A 15,675-nucleotide genomic window follows, 5' to 3' on the forward strand; every position below is an offset into this window, starting at 1 on the left:
CTTATTCAAAGAAGCCTTCCTTTAGTGCTTAAATGGTTGCTTGGAACGTCCTTGAGGGTAGCAAAATCGAAGCCGTAATACAAGATTATAATAATGGGTGGAATAAGTAAGTCTATCTAAATCTATTTAAATAAAGAAAGGAGAAAAAGGAGGAATTTGTGTCTATTTTCACTAATAATCCTTAGTGAAATGAAGGGTGATTCATATTTCAACAGGAGCGAGCAAAGAAGCTGAAATGAAGGGACTCCAACGGTTAAGTAGTACTGTTTATTTACTTAATAAAATAACAGATCAGGCAGTGGGTGTCGGTTCTTAAGCAGCTTCAGGCATAGGCTGGGCAGAATGTAATTGGCTTATTCATATTGTTACGCAAAGTGTAAAGGGATGGAGAGGTTGTAGATAAAATAGTTGATCAGGTGAACTTATCAAAATCTACGGAATTGAGCTTGTTATATATTTCTTTGCACAGGTTAGTGAGGGTTCTGTCGTTTTGGAAGTCCTTGGTTTTAAGCAACTGAGGACGGGCCACAAGCACTATGGCCAGCTCATGAGCCGCCCTGGACTGATCACCTTTGTTCAAGGCACCCATGACCTTGTTAAGAAGCGGGCTTGTGGCGATGGAGGATTCATCTTTTTTCTTAGCGCCTTTGGCAACCAACACCCCAAGAATTTTACCAAAGGTGCGCATCTTGGGTTTGGGATTGTTTTTAAGCACAGCGTTTAGGCGTTTGGCAAAATCCAGGACCAGCGGGGTTGCGTGTTTGTCAAAACCGGTGAAATAGGGGGTGAGCTTCTGGGCCAGCGTGAACATAAAAGAAAGCGCCTCTTTGTCCTTTTTCTGAAGCAACAGGTTTTCCAGGCGCTCGGAGGCCTGACGGCAGGCCTTGTCGGTTGGGGTTTCCGCTTCATTATTCGCTGAACCGGCTGCCGCACGGAAAAGCTTAACCAGCATTAAAAGCGAATGATACATCACCGTATTGGCATAGAAGTTTTGGTCGCTTGGTAAAAGCGGGTCCACATACAGGCTTTCCGTGGCGGTTCCCACCGCCATTTTGGATATGGCCTCCGCCCTGGGGTCGTCGGCTGTCTTGAGTTCCAGGGCTTTGGATTCCAGGGCCACGGCCAGGTTGAAAAGAACCACCCCCTTAAAAGAAGGCTTGAGGGATAAGAGGAAATGGTAGACCTTCACCGCTTCATCGTGCTTGTCTCTCTGCCTGAGCTGGGTGCCTATGTAATTGAGCTTTTTACAGGCATCTTCAAAGCTTTCCGGATCCTGGGACGCCTTTTTAAGATAGTTGAGCGCCTTGGGCAGATCTCCGTCGAAAAAGGCCAGCAAACCGAACTGAACCAGGTGCTTGGGGGCCAGTTCGCCTTCTCCCTGGATTGTGTTGGAAAGGGTTTCCTGGGCAAGCTGGCCTAACTGCCTAACCAAGGGGTTCCCAGGACCAAGCAGCTCCTGCACACCCAAGGTAAGGATATTTTCCGCGATACCGGCCACCGCGTCTTTGCGCCGCTCCTCCTGGCCCTGGCTTCGCACCGCCTGGATGCGTTCGGCCTTTTTTATGGCAGCCTTGAAGCTTTCATTGGCCTCTTTGAGGTAATTATCCAGAACACCTTGGTCAATCGGCAGCCCGGCTTCTTTTCTTTTATGGACATAGTCCTTTACCTGCTCAACCCTCAGGTTGGCTATCTCCTGGTTGGGGGCGGGCAGGTCGTCCGCCACTTTTTCCGCATCCCTGAACATCTGCAGGGCAGGGGGGTATTTTTTCTTTTTGACTAAAAGTTTGCCGCTTTCAAGATAGGCTCCGGGATCTGTGGGTAAGACTTCTATGGCCTGGCGGCACAGGGCAATGGCCTTGTCAAACTCCTTGGCCTGTTTCAGCCGCTCCACCTCGGCCATGAGGTTTTCCGACTTGGCCCGTCTTTCTTTGAGGTCTTCAGCGGACTTATATTCTTTGAACTCGGTGAGCTTTTGGTTCCGGTGTAAGAAGAACTCCAGCAGATAATCCTGCAATTCCCGGATTCTCTCTTCGAGCTGTTCGGCAGCGGGCATACGGTAGTCTTGCACCCTGAGCATAAAGGCCGCCATTATGCCGTAGGAAAAGAGCTCCTCCACAATACGCATGCGGATGTCGCTGTCCTGGGCCGAGATGAATATGGGTACACACTTGTTCAAAAGATCGGCAGTGTTTCGACGGGAACTTTTATTAAAAGAGGCCACTCCCTTGTAAAAATCTTCAAAATTCATGTCTTCATAGGACATCCCGGCGGTATCCTTGACCTTTTGGGGAGGATGATTCACCAGGACCACGCCTTCGAAATTGGTCAGTTCACTGAAGAGTTGGCGCATGGCCATAAAGTAATTGGCCTGGACGGCGATACTCCGCACATCTTGGAATTTTAACTGCTCCAGCACCGCTTTGGTCTGCTTCAACAGAGCGGAGTCGGCAATGAAAAGCTTAACCGGCACCTCAAGATAAGGTCCCAGTGGAGTGTTTAATGCTGAAGACACCTTGTCAGCCAACTTATTGTTTAAGGTTAGTTCCCCCAAAAGAGCCCGGATTCAGACCGGAGCCAAGCTGCCGAAGACTCATTCAACATGATAACTTACGCTATTCATCACTCTCAGTCCAGAACCTGGTTTGCTCTTTCACATATTTGGCGCGGTGACTATACTTTACTCAACAAGGTTTTTTAAAAGGATTCTTCCGCGGCGTATACCGTGGATGCAGAGGTAAACGAACCAGTAGCAAAGGGTGGTTGCTCAATGTTGACGGTAAGCCTGAAAAAAGGCCTGAATCTGCTCATTTGGACTGTGAGTTTGGTTTTGTTGGCATCCTGCGCTCCCATGTGGGTTGAGACCGGTGCTGATCCGGTCAAGGTGGAGGTCGGGGTTGAGGCCAAAGTCACCCAAGCCAAGGTGGAGCATACTCTGGAGATAAACCAGCTCACCCCGCCGTTCACAGGAGGGGGCCTTTTGCATGAGATCAAGGGGCCTTTCTGGCAGTGGGGGCTTTATCTGGTGCGTTCAGCCGAGGACCTGGCTCCTTTAAAGCCCGAGGACCCCTCAGCCTTAGAGAGCGGCCCCGGACTTGACTTGAAACGTCGCCTGGTCTTTAATGCCCCGAAAGGCAAGCTCCGGCTCAGACTCCTGGTGGAATGCTATATGGAGCATCACTATATCGGTGATCTGCCCGGCGGGAATGTGGACCCGGTGCCGGTGATTACCTGGTTCAAGGATTATGATCTTGACTTGTCCCCCGGCCAGGAAATACAAATAACCGCAAGTTTCAAATAGCCTTGCACTCACGGAAGGAGCCACAATGCCCCGGCTGCATCCTTCTCGGAATACGGGCCTACCCCCAGGCTTAGAGTTGGGGTTGGCGTGTGAGAAAGATCTGCCTCAGTTAGAGCCCTTGATGAGGCAGTATTTTGACGAATTGGATCTGAAGCTCGATCCCGGTGAGCTGGATAAGGACCTGGCCTCCTTTAAGGATGCCTATAAGGAGGGCGGTTTCATCCTTATCAAATCCAAAACCGCGGCAGTCGGCTGTGTAGGGGTGAGGGCCATGGGCCGGGGCAAGGCGGAGCTTAAGCGCATGTATCTGAAACCCGGATACAGAAACTTGGGCCTGGGCCGGGTGCTTTTAAGCGAGGGAATTGCCTTGGCCAGGGAAAAGGGCTTTGCAAGCCTTTTGTTGGACACCCGTCTGGATTTAAAGGCCGCCAATAAGCTTTATGAAAAATTCGGGTTTAGGGATATAGAGGATTATAACCAAAACCCCAGGGCCGAACGTTTTATGATGCTTGGCCTGTAAAAAACCCTAATACCAGCAGGATTTTATCTTAAAAGTCTTTAATTATTACCTTATTTTTAAACTGTCTCTTAAATTTAAGAAACGGTTCGGCAAGGCGGGGCTTTTTCTTTCTTTTGTCTCGCTAAAGGAAAGGCTTTTGGGGCCTTTGGAACCTCACTTTTTTCTTGACTTTTGAGCTCAATACCACCTAACTGATCATTCTAAACCGTGTAACCGAACCGGCAGGGGTTTAAAAAGAAAGGTTTCGTATTTTTTAACCCCGGGTCGGCAAAAATGCGGGCTTGTCAAGTTTCCAGATTGCTTGGCTTTTTTAGTCGGAGTAATTCGGGGGACTCCATAGCGCGCCCGGCATGCTGTTTGGGGCGGCTTTTCCGGTGGATATCAGGGGTGTTGTGGATTCAGGCCACTGGTGGTATAGGTTCAAAAGTTTTTCTAATAACAATGATGTTATACCCAAAAGGGGCCTTAATTTGCCCCTTACCCTTTCGTGGGGGAAGTTGTTTGAATGGCGGTTGAAATGAACGATCATAAGGCTTTGTTGGCAGATGTCTTTGAGGAGACTGAGAACCATCAATGGAGGGCCAGCGAGGCTTTTCTCTCTCATGCCAAGTACCCCAGGAATATGGGGGTGATAGAAACGCCTGACGGCTATGGCCATGAAACAGGTCAGTGTGGCGACTCCATTGAACTGAGCTTGCGCATAGAGAATAACTTTATCCGGGATATTAAATTCGCTCCCCATGGTTGTGTCTTCACCCTGGTCTGCGCCAGCGCGGTTACAGACCTGGCCAAGGGGCTGAATCTGGATCAGGCCCTGGAGCTGGAGCCAAAAGACGTGGACGTCACCTTAGGCGGTATTCCGGAGGATCACCTGCATTGCGCCCGCCTGGCTGTCAACACTCTGGGTACTGCCATCAGCGACTATTTCGCCAGGGCGGTCATCCAGACCAAGTCTGCCAAGGGCTAACTCCACACAGAGGCTTGGTCTTATCGGGTTCATCCACGGCGGGGCGGTTTTAATTTCGATATCTTGGCCTTTGAGCCAAGTGGGGAAGAGAATAGAAAATGCCTTTGTATGATTTTAAGTGCCTCGACTGCGGAAAAGTTTCAGAGCTTCTGATAATCGGCGAGCCCAGCCAAAGGGCCTGCCCTGCCTGTGGAAGCCTGAACCTGGAAAAACTTCTTTCCAAAACCAGTTCGTTGACCGGAAAAGCCAAAACAGGCGGTACGCCCGGCCCCGGCGACACCACCTGCTGCGGCTCTTCACCTTCCAGCGCCGGTTGCGCCGGCCCGGGTTCCTGTTGCGGTCGGCGCTGATCAGGATTTTGTCCTTTTTTTCTTTTCGCTTCAGTGGAATCAGCAAAAGATAAGGAAGTTGCGCCATGACTCAGCCGGACAGCTCCGCGAACAGCCAGTCTGAGATTAACGAAGTGGAACAAAGACTTCAGCATAATCTGGGGCATATCAAAAACAAGATCATGGTGATGAGCGGCAAAGGCGGGGTGGGCAAATCCACTGTGGCCGCCTACCTGGCCCTGGGCCTGGCCGCTTTGGGGCATGAAGTGGGACTTATGGATGTGGATCTGCACGGCCCTTCAGTGCCCCGCATGCTAGGCCTCAAGGGACAGCACGCCCTGGTGCAGGAGGAGGAGCGGCTTATTATGCCGGTCTCCTTGAAAAAGAATTTAAAGGTCATCAGCGTGGAATCCCTGATGCCGGATCAGGATGCGTCCGTGATCTGGCGCGGCCCGCTCAAGGTAAGCGTTATAAAACAATTCTTGGGTGATGTGCATTGGGATCATCTGGATTACCTGATCATAGATTCCCCTCCGGGCACAGGCGATGAACCCCTGACCGTAGCCCAGACCATACCCGGCGCCCAGGCCCTGGTGGTGACCACGCCCCAGGAGATAGCTTTGGCCGATGTGCGCAAGTCTCTTGATTTTTGCCGCCAGATCAATCTGCCCGTACTCGGTATGGTGGAAAATATGAGCGGGGTGATCTGCCCCCATTGCGGAGAGGAAATCGCCCTTTACGGCTCAGGCGGAGGAGAAAACCTGGCTGCGGCCAATGGGCTTCGATTCCTGGCCAAGCTGCCGGTGGATTCGCGTCTGGTCCTGGCATCTGATTTGGGGCACCCGCTTGATATCATGAAGGAGAATAAGGGGGCAGCCCCCGGTTTTCAGGAGCTTGTCAAGAAGGTGGAAAAACTCACCAACGCTTGATTCCAGTTTCTTTTTAAAAGTGATTGAAAACCCGCCCGGCAAATGCAGGGCGGGTTCGTTTTTTTAAGGGGTGTGATTTAACAATCAGGCTTTCAGGGTGAATTTCCAGGCGCAGAACCATTCGGCAGGGTGTTCGTCCGGCGGACACCCCACACATTCAGTCTCAATGCGGCTGTCTATGGTCTGGGCAAAGAAACGGTATTCCACCTTGCCTGCCGAGCGACAGGGATAGTCGGTCAGGCCTTTTCTTTGCCTCGCCACCTGCACCCGGCATTCGTTCATTTGAAACACAAAGCTGTTTTCGGTTTCCTCGTGAAAAGATTGTTTGTTGAGCTGGGCGTAGGTCCTGAAGTTGAGGGCCTTTTTCAACCCCTCCAGCCCGCTGTTGTCCGGCAGCCCCAAGAGGCGTTTGATCCTTTCGGCTTCATAGGGTGAATACCTGGTCCAGCAACTGTCATTGCAGCGTTTGGCTGTATCCATATCGTGGGCGTTCTCAACGGCCTGGAACCAGACCCCGTCATTGGCCAGCCAGTTGGCGCTTTGGGCCTCAATCAACTTGAGGATCCGCTCCCTGCTCTGGTTTAAAAGGGCCACGGGCATCCCCTTGGGATCCACCTCAAATCCCAAAATTTTACTGAGTCTTTTCATGTGGATGGCAAAGCTGGCGCTAAAGGCTTGGTCTTCTGCGTCCATGGCCTGTTTCATTCCCAATTGATATTCAGCCTCCCGAAACCAAAGGCCGTAGTGTATCAAGGTGCGCCTGAAGGTGGTGACCAAAAATTCTATCAACTCTTCTTTGCTCAGCTCCTGGATGTTCTGGGGAGTCTGACTCATGTCTTCTCCTTGGTTGGCAGGGCGGTTTGCGGGCTTTTACTTGGGCTGCCAGGGCCCTGCCCCTGGCAGATATCACAGGCATGTTTATTTTTCGAGGGGTGCGGCGCTCGCCATAAACACCCCCTTAATAGAACCTCTCCCTTAAATAGGATATTTAAGCCCTTATGACAAGCCTGATTTCCTCACCGACCTGATAAGGGGCCATAATCACTTCACAGGTTAAAAATCCCGGTTTCCGCGGGGGTTGGTTTTGCAGTTGATTATGGAGTTTCTTACATGGCAGTTTGATTCAGTCGGGCTGAAGGAGGGATTTGCCTTGGCAAACCGTCTGTCAGTCGCCTCATAATAATTTAAATCAAAAGGTTATGTTAATTTTCCGAGTTAACAAAATCTTCTTTTGGTAAATTTAAAAAGGAATATAGACGAATTTTTTGCAACATACTGCTCAAAAAGGCGCTTTAAGCAATTTACGGAGATAGGCATGAGGTCTGTATTTTTAGCCGTTTTGGCGATTGTTTTTTCTGCGCTGCCCCTGTTTGCCGAGGCAGATCTGAAATTATCTGATAATAATGCGAAAATTTCCTATGCCCTGGGCGTTGACCTGGCCAGGGGAATGTTGGAAGACGGTTTTAAGGTTAACCAGAAGGCCTTTGCTAAAGGGTTTGCAGACGGTCTGGCAGATAAAAAAATAATACTCACAGACGACGAAATAGACCTGGCCCTGGAGGCTTTTCAGCTTAGCCTGCTGAAAAGGCAAGAAATTTCATTTAAACAGGAGTCGGCGGGGAACAAGATAGCCGGAGATCGCTTCCGGCAAAATTACGCCCTGGGAACCGGAGTCAAAAAGCTGGATGGCGGGCTTTTGTATCGGGTTCTGAAAATGGGAAGCGGACCTACTCCCACTTTAACCGATGAAGTGACCGTGCACTATGAGGGCAGGCTGGTAGATGGAACGGTTTTTGAAAGTTCCTATGAACAGAACGAGCCGGTTCCTTTCTTTATGGAAGATGTTATCCAGGGCTGGCAGATAGCCCTGGAAAAAATGCGGACAGGCGATAAGTGGGAAGTGGTGGTGCCGCCTGAAAAGGCCTACGGCAAGGCGGGCGACCCCCCGGTGATAGGCCCGGAATCCACCTTGGTTTTCATCATTGAGTTGATCAACGTACAGGACCCTGAGGCCTTTTTACCCAAGGATGAGGTCGGGGCTGGTAAGAAGGGAGACGATTGAGAGGAAAATACCGGTTGCAATATTCAGCTCCTGAGGAGAAGACAACCAAAAATTAGGGAAGGTAATCAGGCTGTTCTAAACAGATTACCTTCCCTCGGAAGAGCTTAGATCCTTATTTTTATTTTGGCCTGGCCACCATACCGGGTTTGGTTGATATTTTGCCTGTCAGTATTGCAAAAGTCCGTCCGAATTTGGCCCAGCCTTGATCTGAAAGAACCTTATTGATGGGCCAAGTGTTTAGCTTCTCCCGCATACGGCCGCAGGCCCAGGGGAAATCCAACCTCATTTCAATCAGATACATATGAACATAGCACCAGGCTAATTCTAATTCCCGGCGGGAAAGTTCGGGCTTGTCCGGTTGGGTCAAGGCTTTTTCCAGGGATTCAAAATATTCCCGCCTGCTCGTGGGATCAATGGTAAAGCCTTTGCCCGCATAGTGGGCCCTGGCTGCCACCACAGTGGGAAGCCCACGCATGGACATCTCCAGGCCGCTTGGAGAGGTGTATACCAAACCCAGATGGGACAGATACATAAGCCCATAGGTGTTAATATCGGAAGTGCTTTCCACAATATGGAGGTTTTCCGGAAGCGGATTAAAACGCCTGCCCAGATATTCGGCGACCTTCTCTTCTGAGTTTGTCATCGCCTCAGCCGGGTGCATCCTGATTCTTAGGTCGTGTTCTGGGTGACGGCTGAAGAAATCCACGGTTGAGGTTACCCAGTCCTTAATTGAGCCAAAAAAAGTGTCTCTGTGCAGGGAGGTGCTGTCCCAGCCGGTATTGGGGCATAAGAGCGCTATCCTGCGCCCCGGTCCCAGATTCCGGCGGCGCATCAGTTCAATTGGAGACAGTTTGCCCGTGTGCTGGAGTCTTCGAAAGGTTGTTTTCCAGTAGGCCTCGCCGTCCACGTCATTGATCAGGCGGCTGATTTCCTGGCCCTGTTCTTTGGTCAGGCTGTGCCCGGGATCTGTCTTCCAGGCGTTTTCCGTATCCAGATCGGCAAAAGGCAGCTGCTTTGAGAATAGTACTTTTTCATTAACATTTGAGACCATTTCAAAACTGATGCAGGAGAGCCCCTGAACTACACCTTGGGCAAAGGAGGCTCCGAATTCCTGGATGCCGCCATTGGGAATCAGAAACATGTCGTATTTACGGTTGCTGATAACCGTGGCCAGGCGAGAGCGCAGGGACATGTTTCGCTTTAGCCAATGGGTGTTGATTTCATTATCTCTTGGGCTGGTCAAATCAACCTTGGTGGTGCGCCTCACCTAAACCGTGTCATAGAAACTGGCCAGGACGCTCTCTTCCATGGCCTTGATGCCTATCTCACTCGCAGGCACCTGGGAAAGGTCTATGAGGTTTAAGTAGGGGCGCAGGTTAGGCAGGCCCGAGTCGGCCATGGCCTGGATCATGGTCCTTTTTTTTCTTCGTCGGTAGCTGGCCGGTTGGGATCGACCTCCGGTTGCCAAAGCAAGTCAACCTCATGCCCCAGATTCACCAGAACCAGGGATATGGCCAGACAGACCGCGGACCAATGGGGGTAAACAGGCAAAAAGCGCTATGCGGGACTTGGGGCCGTTTGCCGGAGGGGAGAAGATTTCCACCCCCGGGCGCAGGTCTTGGGCAAGATCGGGCCAGGCTGACAACAGGTTATATTCCGGTTGAGATGAGGTCATAACAGGGACTCCCACATATTAAGTTTCCAAACGGCCTTGGGCCGTGGTTTGGCTAATAATCTCATTGTGTTTCAGAAGAAGTTGCCGACAAACTTTGTCTTGGCAACTCCGGGCCGCACCAGGAAAAGCCGGAGCTAGCCGCTTTTCTCAAAAAGCAGTCTTCTGCCTGGAGATTCCAAAGAAAAAACCGGAAGAAAGTATTTCAAGTTTTATACCTGTTTTTTTTGAATAGTTGCGGGTGGCAGATAATCAGCCTAAGCCGAGCTGGCTTGGGCCGGATGATTGGGCGGTTTGCCCTGGACAGACCCGTGGTCTGCATAAGCGGCTCAAAAAAAGCCGTTTATGTAGTCGCGATAAGGCTATTTGTTCATGGCGTTTATGCGGTCTGCCAGGTTGGCTTTAAGGTTTTCGTAGAAAAGGGAATAGTCAAAGGCATGATAAACGCCCGCCGGGAAATGCCCCCCCTTGACTGTCACCAAGTCAACATTTTGCGGCTTTACAATCAAACCACCGTCAATAATTTGAGCGGAGGTAAAGCCGGGGTGGGTTGTGGGTTGGTTCTGCGCATCAAAAAATACCGCGCCCAAGTTTTTGGAGGCCGGGACAAACTCCTTGCCCGTATCCCAGGAAAGGGGATTAACCGCCAAGGCTCCGGGTAAAAGGGTGGGGGCCTTTTTCTGTTTGCCGTTTTCCATGGTGTTATAGGAAATAATGCATCCGGTTGCGTCTTTACGCTCACAGAGCTTAAGGGCCGGGTTTTGAGTCAGGTTCTCCGGAGTAATGGACCATCCGATCAACAGGGCCGCGATAAGCCTTTTCTCCACACCTGTGGAGCCCCAATGTTGGATCATCAGGTCGGCCAAGACCATGGAACCCTGACTGTGACCTGCCAGGAAAAAGGGCCTGCCCTGGTTTTCATGCTCCAAATAATACAAAAATGCCCGCCAGACATCCTCGCGGCCGACTTTTTTTATGAGAGCTGCCTGGTCATCGGGAAGGGAAAGCACCGCCAGGTTCATTTGCCGATACATGGGCGAGTAAATATTGGCCTGCCCCTTAAAAACCGAAGCCTGGGTCAGTAAAGGGGAGCGGGCCGCGTTTTTCATTTCAGGGTCGGCCGTATTCATGATCCAATCGGTGTCATTGAACAAAACCGTGGGATAAACAAAAAACACATCAACCTTGGCCTTGGGCGCGGCTGGTTTATGAAGCCAGCTCTCGGGCCTGGCATAGTCAGGCGCAGCCGGGACCTTGGCGGGATCAAAAGGCGGCATGGCCAGGGAAACAAAGGCATGGGCTAAAATTGACAAAAGTACGGTTACGGCAAACAGGTGTGTTTTTTTCAAGGCGGCGCTCCTGTGGACAGATGGTTTCTGCGGCTTTGGGTTAATGAATAACTTGTATTTTAATGGATAATACTAATAAATGCTTGAATTCGGAGATTAATTATGGTTGCCGGGTTATGGAAAAAGAAAATTTTGTGGAAGTCACTGATTTTCAATTAACCTGGATGCGGCTACGTTTCAGGAGGAAATTTGTCCGCCGTTCAAAATGGCTGGTGGCTCGATCTGATCTTTACGTCTTTGGTGCATCCGGCCTTGCGCATTATTCTGCGCGGCGCCAGGCTGCTGCTCAAAATGTTCAGAGAACAGCCGCTAAAGTTGTCACGACCCTTTTCGGGTGATGCCGCGAGAAATTATCCGGGGATTTGCTCCAAGCTTGAGCTGCCCAAGTGAAGCTGATTTTGGTTTTTGACTGAATTTTGTATTACTCCGGGATCAGATTAAGCTCGTGAGAATGATGGATGGTAATATTTGTCTTTTTTATTGAATAAATATTCAATCAATGATATTATCAACCTCGTTATCCAGCAGCTCGAGGAAGGAAATAGGCGGTCCGATGGGCAGGAACAAGGAAGCAAACCAAAAAATAAAGGAAGAGAGAAGGGAGCAGATCCTTGCGGGAGCTCTTGAACTCTTTGCGCTCAATGGGTTGGCAGGAACCAAAATAAGTGATATCGCGAGGCATACAGGCATGTCTAATGGCTTAATTTATCACTATTTTTCGTCAAAGGAATATATCTTTACCGAACTTATCCGCATTGCATTGGATCGGTTGGTGGAAGCCTGTGGTTTTTTGCAGACAATGGACCGTAAGCCGGATGAAAAAATCAAATACGCCATTGACGCACTGGTGCAAACAATTCAAACCAAACCTGGCGCTTGCTTGTCTCACCTCCTTGTAACCCAGGCGATTGCCGCCAAAAATATTCCCCATGAAGCAAGAGAAATCCTCAATGCCAAGCGGCAAGTTCCTTATGAAACCATAGCGGAAATTATGGCCCGGGGACAAAGGCAGGGAACCATAAGGCAGGGCCGGGCTGAGGATCTTGCCTTTTTTTTCTGGGTCAACATAAACGGAATAGCTCAGCAGAAGGCTATGTATGGGGAGAAGGCGCAATATCCGCCTCTTGAACTCTTATATCATATGTTTTTTACAGATACGGAGAATACAAATGCCTGACCCCAAAAGCCCCACTATTGCCCATACCGCACTCGGCCCCATTGAATATATGAGAAGCGGGCGGGTGCATGAGAGCGGCTCGGATGTGATTGTCAGCATCCACGGTGCCATGGGAGGCTATGAACAACCGGATATTCTGGTCCGGGCTGTTGCGCCTCTGAACTCAAACTATATTGCGGTCTCCAGGCCCGGCTACCTCGGAACCCCGCTTGAGGGCCGGTAAAGCCCCGAGGCGCAGGCGGATTTGCTGGCGGCTTTGCTGGATGCCTTAGGCATCGGAAAGGTTATCCTGCTGGCCATTTCGGGCGCCGGCTATTCGGCTCTTTATTTTGCCCTGCGCCATCCCGACCGCTTAAGGGCCCTGGTTTTGTGCTCAACCACAGGCGGGAAAAATATGGTTCCCATTCCCTTTGCCTTTCAGGTGATAAAGCTTGCCGCCCGGATGCCCTGGTTTGCCCGGTTCATGCGCAACAGGTTTTTGAAAAACGTGGAAAAATCTTTGATGCGATCCCTCAGGCATCAGGATCTGGCCCAAAAGATGCTGCGCGATGATCAGATGATGTCACTCTACAAAGAGCTTATCTTGAGCACCTTTGAGCGGATGGCGGAGCGCATTCCGGGAACCATAAATGATATCCGGGTAACCCAGGAAACAGAATATCCGCTTGAAGATATATCTGTCCCCGCCTTGGTGGTTCATGGTACAGACGATGCGATAGTGCCGTTTAACGAACATGGGAAAAAATTGGCGGAAAGGTTGTCGAACAGTAGTCTTTGTGTTGCCGATAGGGGCGAGCATATGGCGATTTTCACCCATAATGAACAGGTGTGTGAGGCCGTTAAAGGTTTTCTCTCGAACCGTGATTTATAATCCACCGCGGTTTCCGCTTATTTTTTGTTACTGGAAAAGATGGGGAATGTCTGGGTTATGAGCAATTCTTTTAGTCTCATTCGTCGGCTTGTAGAAAACCCCAAACTGGTGCAGCTAGTGCGGGGATTTGAAGCGGATCAGTTTGTGCGCCTTATCCGGCGCATTGGAGTAGAGGACGCCGGTGACTTGATTGCCTTGGCGTCGTCACACCAGTTGCCCCATGTTTTCGATGAGGTCTTCTGGAAAAATAATGCTCCGGGAGAAAGGGAAAAGTTTGACCCGGATGAATTCGCTTTATGGCTGGAAGTGATCTATGAAAGTTCCGCTCAAGCGGCCAGGAAAATAATTACCGAGATGGATGATGACTTGCTGGTCCTCGGCCTGGCTGCAAATCTGCTGGTGGTTGATTACGAATCTCTTTCCCTACGTATGCTCAATTCGAACCGGTCCTATGAGGATGATCTTCTTGAGAAGGTGCTTGATAGTGAGTGCTGCCTTGAGTGGGGGGATCTTTTCCTCCTGGCCAAAAACAGCAGGGCCTGGGATACGCTTATCGCATTGCTGGTTGAGGTCGATGTTGATGACCATGAGAGGATCAACAGAATCCTGGAAACTGTTCTTCATATTTCCACTGAATATATTGAAGATAATGGTGGATTGTATGCTGTTCTGACCTCCGGGGAAATGCTGGAGACAGATCTTGCCGCAAAACGGGAAGCGCGAAGGGAAGAACGGGGCTATGTAGCACCCGAGCCTGCGGCTGCATTTTTACAGCTTGCCCGCATAACCCCACTTGAAGACCTTGTGGCGGCAAAGGAAGAAGACTATCTGACCCGATCTTATTTCAAGGCGTTTCTATCGGCAGATAAGCCCCGGGCGGCCCAGGAAAAGCATGGGCATGAACCGCTGCCTTCTCTAAACAGGGAATTCCCGGATATCTATAAAGAATTAACCGAGGCTGAAATAATAACCATAGACCAGGCTAAACAATTACCGGATAACTCAACCGTCAGGGCATCGCACGGGTTTATTATGTCGGTGCTTCGGGAGATGGCAAAAGATGGCGAGGTCAAGTGGGACCAATGCCTTTCAGAACTGAACTATCTTGCCAATATTCTCATGGCTGCGGAAACCGTGGACCAGGAAAGAATGAGACCGGTTGAGGCAGCGGAAAAGACAATTGCGCTATGTAATGAAGGCCTCGCCATGCTTCTTCCCCAAGACAGACAAAATGACCGGTCTGCGATAAAAGGCATACTCGGCAGGGAAAGTTTGGTGAAGCTTTTCCGAATAGGCTGGAACCTGGCCTCGAACAGGCGGGAACCGTTGCCCACGGCTTCCGGGGAAGAATACAGTCAATAACCAGGTGGCGCCTTTAAATAGTTTTCTTTTGTTGACGCCTGAGATGTTGTTTGTTATTGAATACCGGTTAAATACTCACCAGGGAGATTTTATGCTGACCAGTTCAATTGATCTTGTTCTGCACGTTACTGAAATAAGGGTGGCGTAACAGACAGACGATTGATCAATAGTTCACAGCGGCGATTTAAAATTCCTTTTTAGCGAATTAAAATTTGCTCTTTCCATATTGGTTCGATCGAGCCTCTGCGTCTAAGCTACGCTTTTTTCAGTAAATATTTTTTATTTATTGTTGCAATGAGTTGCGAGTCGGAGGCCTATGTTTTTTTAGGTCGTTAATTGATGATTTATATTTGTGAAACGCAAGGTGAAAGCCATGAAAATAATAAGCGCGAATACTCTCAGCAGGCAAGATATTCTGAAGGTGCACAGACAGGCGTTTGGCGGGCAAAAGGGATCTGTTATCAGTGAATTGGTAAATGATTTACTGGAGGATCCAACAGCCGAGCCCTGTTACTCATTTGCCGCGGTTGAGCAGGATACAGTGGTGGGGCATGTGTTGTTTACCAATGTGACAATCAGCGGAGCCCACGAACAGGTCTCCGCTCAAATTTTAGCGCCGCTTGCCGTTCTTCCCCAATATCAAAACAAGGGAGTGGGCACCACATTGGTGCCTGGCGCTCTTGAGGTTTTGAAAAAACACGGTGTGGAGATGGTGTTTGTTCTTGGGCATCCCGGCTACTATCCACGTTTCGGCTTTGCCCCTGCCGGTGTATGCGGTTTTGACGCTCCATATCCCATTCCAGAAGAGCATGCAGCCGCATGGATGACGCAGGAACTGAAACCCGGCGTTATCGGCACTATAAAAGGAAAAGTGCTGTGCGCGGATGCATTACACCAACCTGAACATTGGCGGGAATAAGAGGATATATTCTGCAGGAGTGTCAGGAATTTCGTGTATGGAGCCAATTGTGAGATAATCACCCCTTCATCGGAGGAGTACGCACAATGGCTACCAAGGACGAGTTGCTTGATGAGTTGCTCAAGGGCTATGAGAAGCCCGAAGACCTGTTGGGAGAAAACGGAATATTCCAAGAGCTGAAGAAGGCCCTGGTTGAGAAGGCGCTTGGAGCGGAGCTTAC

General features: G+C 50.1%; 17 protein-coding genes and 1 pseudogene. 13 read left to right on the forward strand and 5 right to left on the reverse strand.

The features are described 5' to 3' along the window. Positions 1-412: 412 nt before the first annotated feature. Entirely contained in the window at positions 413-2,512 is a 2,100-nt protein-coding gene (locus X474_RS04025) for a tetratricopeptide repeat protein (protein WP_156360609.1), read from the reverse strand. A gap of 255 nt (positions 2,513-2,767) precedes the next feature. Here X474_RS04025 and X474_RS04030 point away from each other — a divergent pair, with 255 nt between their 5' ends. The 5 genes from X474_RS04030 to X474_RS04050 all read left to right on the forward strand — a co-directional run bounded on the left by X474_RS04030 (position 2,768) and on the right by X474_RS04050 (position 6,043). Continuing rightward, positions 2,768-3,298 carry a hypothetical protein gene (locus X474_RS04030; RefSeq protein WP_044346885.1) on the forward strand — a complete coding sequence of 177 codons (531 nt, stop codon included), beginning with the start codon at positions 2,768-2,770 and terminating at the stop codon, positions 3,296-3,298. Between the two features lie 121 nt (positions 3,299-3,419). After that, positions 3,420-3,818: a GNAT family N-acetyltransferase gene (locus X474_RS04035; RefSeq protein ID WP_197281965.1), complete on the forward strand. Its 399-nt coding sequence runs from the start codon at positions 3,420-3,422 to the stop codon at positions 3,816-3,818. 517 nt (positions 3,819-4,335) lie between these two features. Further along, positions 4,336-4,785 carry an iron-sulfur cluster assembly scaffold protein gene (locus X474_RS04040; RefSeq protein ID WP_044346887.1) on the forward strand — a complete coding sequence of 150 codons (450 nt, stop codon included), beginning with the start codon at positions 4,336-4,338 and terminating at the stop codon, positions 4,783-4,785. A gap of 98 nt (positions 4,786-4,883) precedes the next feature. Beyond that, on the forward strand, positions 4,884-5,135 hold the full coding sequence (locus X474_RS04045) for an FmdB family zinc ribbon protein (protein ID WP_044346888.1): 252 nt from the start codon (positions 4,884-4,886) through the stop codon (positions 5,133-5,135). Between the two features lie 65 nt (positions 5,136-5,200). Further along, a complete protein-coding gene (locus X474_RS04050) occupies positions 5,201-6,043 on the forward strand; it encodes an Mrp/NBP35 family ATP-binding protein (protein ID WP_044346890.1) in 843 nt (280 codons plus the stop codon). Positions 6,044-6,127: 84 nt separating this feature from the next. Here the strand turns inward: X474_RS04050 and X474_RS04055 are convergent, their stop codons facing one another. Further along, complete coding sequence (locus X474_RS04055) at positions 6,128-6,877, reverse strand: DUF6125 family protein (protein ID WP_044346892.1); 750 nt, start codon at positions 6,875-6,877, stop codon at positions 6,128-6,130. Between the two features lie 481 nt (positions 6,878-7,358). On the opposite strand from X474_RS04055, the gene X474_RS04060 reads away from it, so the two are divergent. Further along, positions 7,359-8,105, forward strand: coding sequence for an FKBP-type peptidyl-prolyl cis-trans isomerase (locus X474_RS04060; RefSeq protein ID WP_044346894.1), 747 nt, complete (start codon positions 7,359-7,361; stop codon positions 8,103-8,105). Between the two features lie 118 nt (positions 8,106-8,223). Here the strand turns inward: X474_RS04060 and X474_RS04065 are convergent, their stop codons facing one another. The 3 genes from X474_RS04065 to X474_RS04075 form a co-directional block, all read right to left on the reverse strand. Beyond that, complete coding sequence (locus X474_RS04065; protein WP_044346895.1) at positions 8,224-9,372, reverse strand: hypothetical protein; 1,149 nt, start codon at positions 9,370-9,372, stop codon at positions 8,224-8,226. Then, entirely contained in the window at positions 9,373-9,516 is a 144-nt protein-coding gene (locus X474_RS25990) for a hypothetical protein (protein WP_156360610.1), read from the reverse strand. Positions 9,517-10,139: 623 nt separating this feature from the next. Next, entirely contained in the window at positions 10,140-11,126 is a 987-nt protein-coding gene (locus tag X474_RS04075; protein ID WP_044346897.1) for a DUF3089 domain-containing protein, read from the reverse strand. Between the two features lie 189 nt (positions 11,127-11,315). On the opposite strand from X474_RS04075, the gene X474_RS04080 reads away from it, so the two are divergent. The 7 genes and pseudogenes from X474_RS04080 to X474_RS25995 all read left to right on the forward strand — a co-directional run. Next, a complete protein-coding gene (locus tag X474_RS04080; protein WP_044346899.1) occupies positions 11,316-11,516 on the forward strand; it encodes a hypothetical protein in 201 nt (66 codons plus the stop codon). A 163-nt stretch (positions 11,517-11,679) separates the two neighbouring features. Then, entirely contained in the window at positions 11,680-12,303 is a 624-nt protein-coding gene (locus X474_RS04085) for a TetR/AcrR family transcriptional regulator (protein ID WP_044346900.1), read from the forward strand. Next, the gene (locus X474_RS04090) at positions 12,296-12,526 is read left to right on the forward strand and encodes a hypothetical protein (protein WP_052514842.1); all 231 of its coding nucleotides are present in this window, start codon (positions 12,296-12,298) and stop codon (positions 12,524-12,526) included. The genes X474_RS04085 and X474_RS04090 overlap by 8 nt, the downstream gene beginning before the upstream one ends. 21 nt (positions 12,527-12,547) lie before the next feature. Continuing rightward, a complete protein-coding gene (locus X474_RS04095; protein ID WP_052514843.1) occupies positions 12,548-13,174 on the forward strand; it encodes an alpha/beta fold hydrolase in 627 nt (208 codons plus the stop codon). Between the two features lie 57 nt (positions 13,175-13,231). Next, the gene (locus X474_RS04100) at positions 13,232-14,536 is read left to right on the forward strand and encodes a DUF6178 family protein (RefSeq protein WP_052514844.1); all 1,305 of its coding nucleotides are present in this window, start codon (positions 13,232-13,234) and stop codon (positions 14,534-14,536) included. A 373-nt stretch (positions 14,537-14,909) separates the two neighbouring features. Next, positions 14,910-15,455: a GNAT family N-acetyltransferase gene (locus X474_RS04105; protein WP_044346902.1), complete on the forward strand. Its 546-nt coding sequence runs from the start codon at positions 14,910-14,912 to the stop codon at positions 15,453-15,455. Between the two features lie 86 nt (positions 15,456-15,541). Beyond that, positions 15,542-15,675: pseudogene (locus X474_RS25995) on the forward strand (IS256 family transposase); the annotation flags it as partial.

Source organism: Dethiosulfatarculus sandiegensis (assembly GCF_000931935.2).
Classification (GTDB): domain Bacteria; phylum Desulfobacterota; class Desulfarculia; order Desulfarculales; family Desulfarculaceae; genus Dethiosulfatarculus; species Dethiosulfatarculus sandiegensis.

Coding starts and splice junctions, on each gene's coding strand:
- X474_RS04030 (WP_044346885.1), top strand. CDS start 2,768: ATGTTGACGGTAAGCCTGAAAAAAGGCCTGAATCTGCTCATTTGGACT.
- X474_RS04035 (WP_197281965.1), top strand. CDS start 3,420: ATGAGGCAGTATTTTGACGAATTGGATCTGAAGCTCGATCCCGGTGAG.
- X474_RS04040 (WP_044346887.1), top strand. CDS start 4,336: ATGAACGATCATAAGGCTTTGTTGGCAGATGTCTTTGAGGAGACTGAG.
- X474_RS04045 (WP_044346888.1), top strand. CDS start 4,884: ATGCCTTTGTATGATTTTAAGTGCCTCGACTGCGGAAAAGTTTCAGAG.
- X474_RS04050 (WP_044346890.1), top strand. CDS start 5,201: ATGACTCAGCCGGACAGCTCCGCGAACAGCCAGTCTGAGATTAACGAA.
- X474_RS04055 (WP_044346892.1), bottom strand. CDS start 6,877: ATGAGTCAGACTCCCCAGAACATCCAGGAGCTGAGCAAAGAAGAGTTG.
- X474_RS04060 (WP_044346894.1), top strand. CDS start 7,359: ATGAGGTCTGTATTTTTAGCCGTTTTGGCGATTGTTTTTTCTGCGCTG.
- X474_RS25990 (WP_156360610.1), bottom strand. CDS start 9,516: ATGATCCAGGCCATGGCCGACTCGGGCCTGCCTAACCTGCGCCCCTAC.
- X474_RS04085 (WP_044346900.1), top strand. CDS start 11,680: ATGGGCAGGAACAAGGAAGCAAACCAAAAAATAAAGGAAGAGAGAAGG.
- X474_RS04090 (WP_052514842.1), top strand. CDS start 12,296: ATGCCTGACCCCAAAAGCCCCACTATTGCCCATACCGCACTCGGCCCC.
- X474_RS04100 (WP_052514844.1), top strand. CDS start 13,232: ATGAGCAATTCTTTTAGTCTCATTCGTCGGCTTGTAGAAAACCCCAAA.
- X474_RS04105 (WP_044346902.1), top strand. CDS start 14,910: ATGAAAATAATAAGCGCGAATACTCTCAGCAGGCAAGATATTCTGAAG.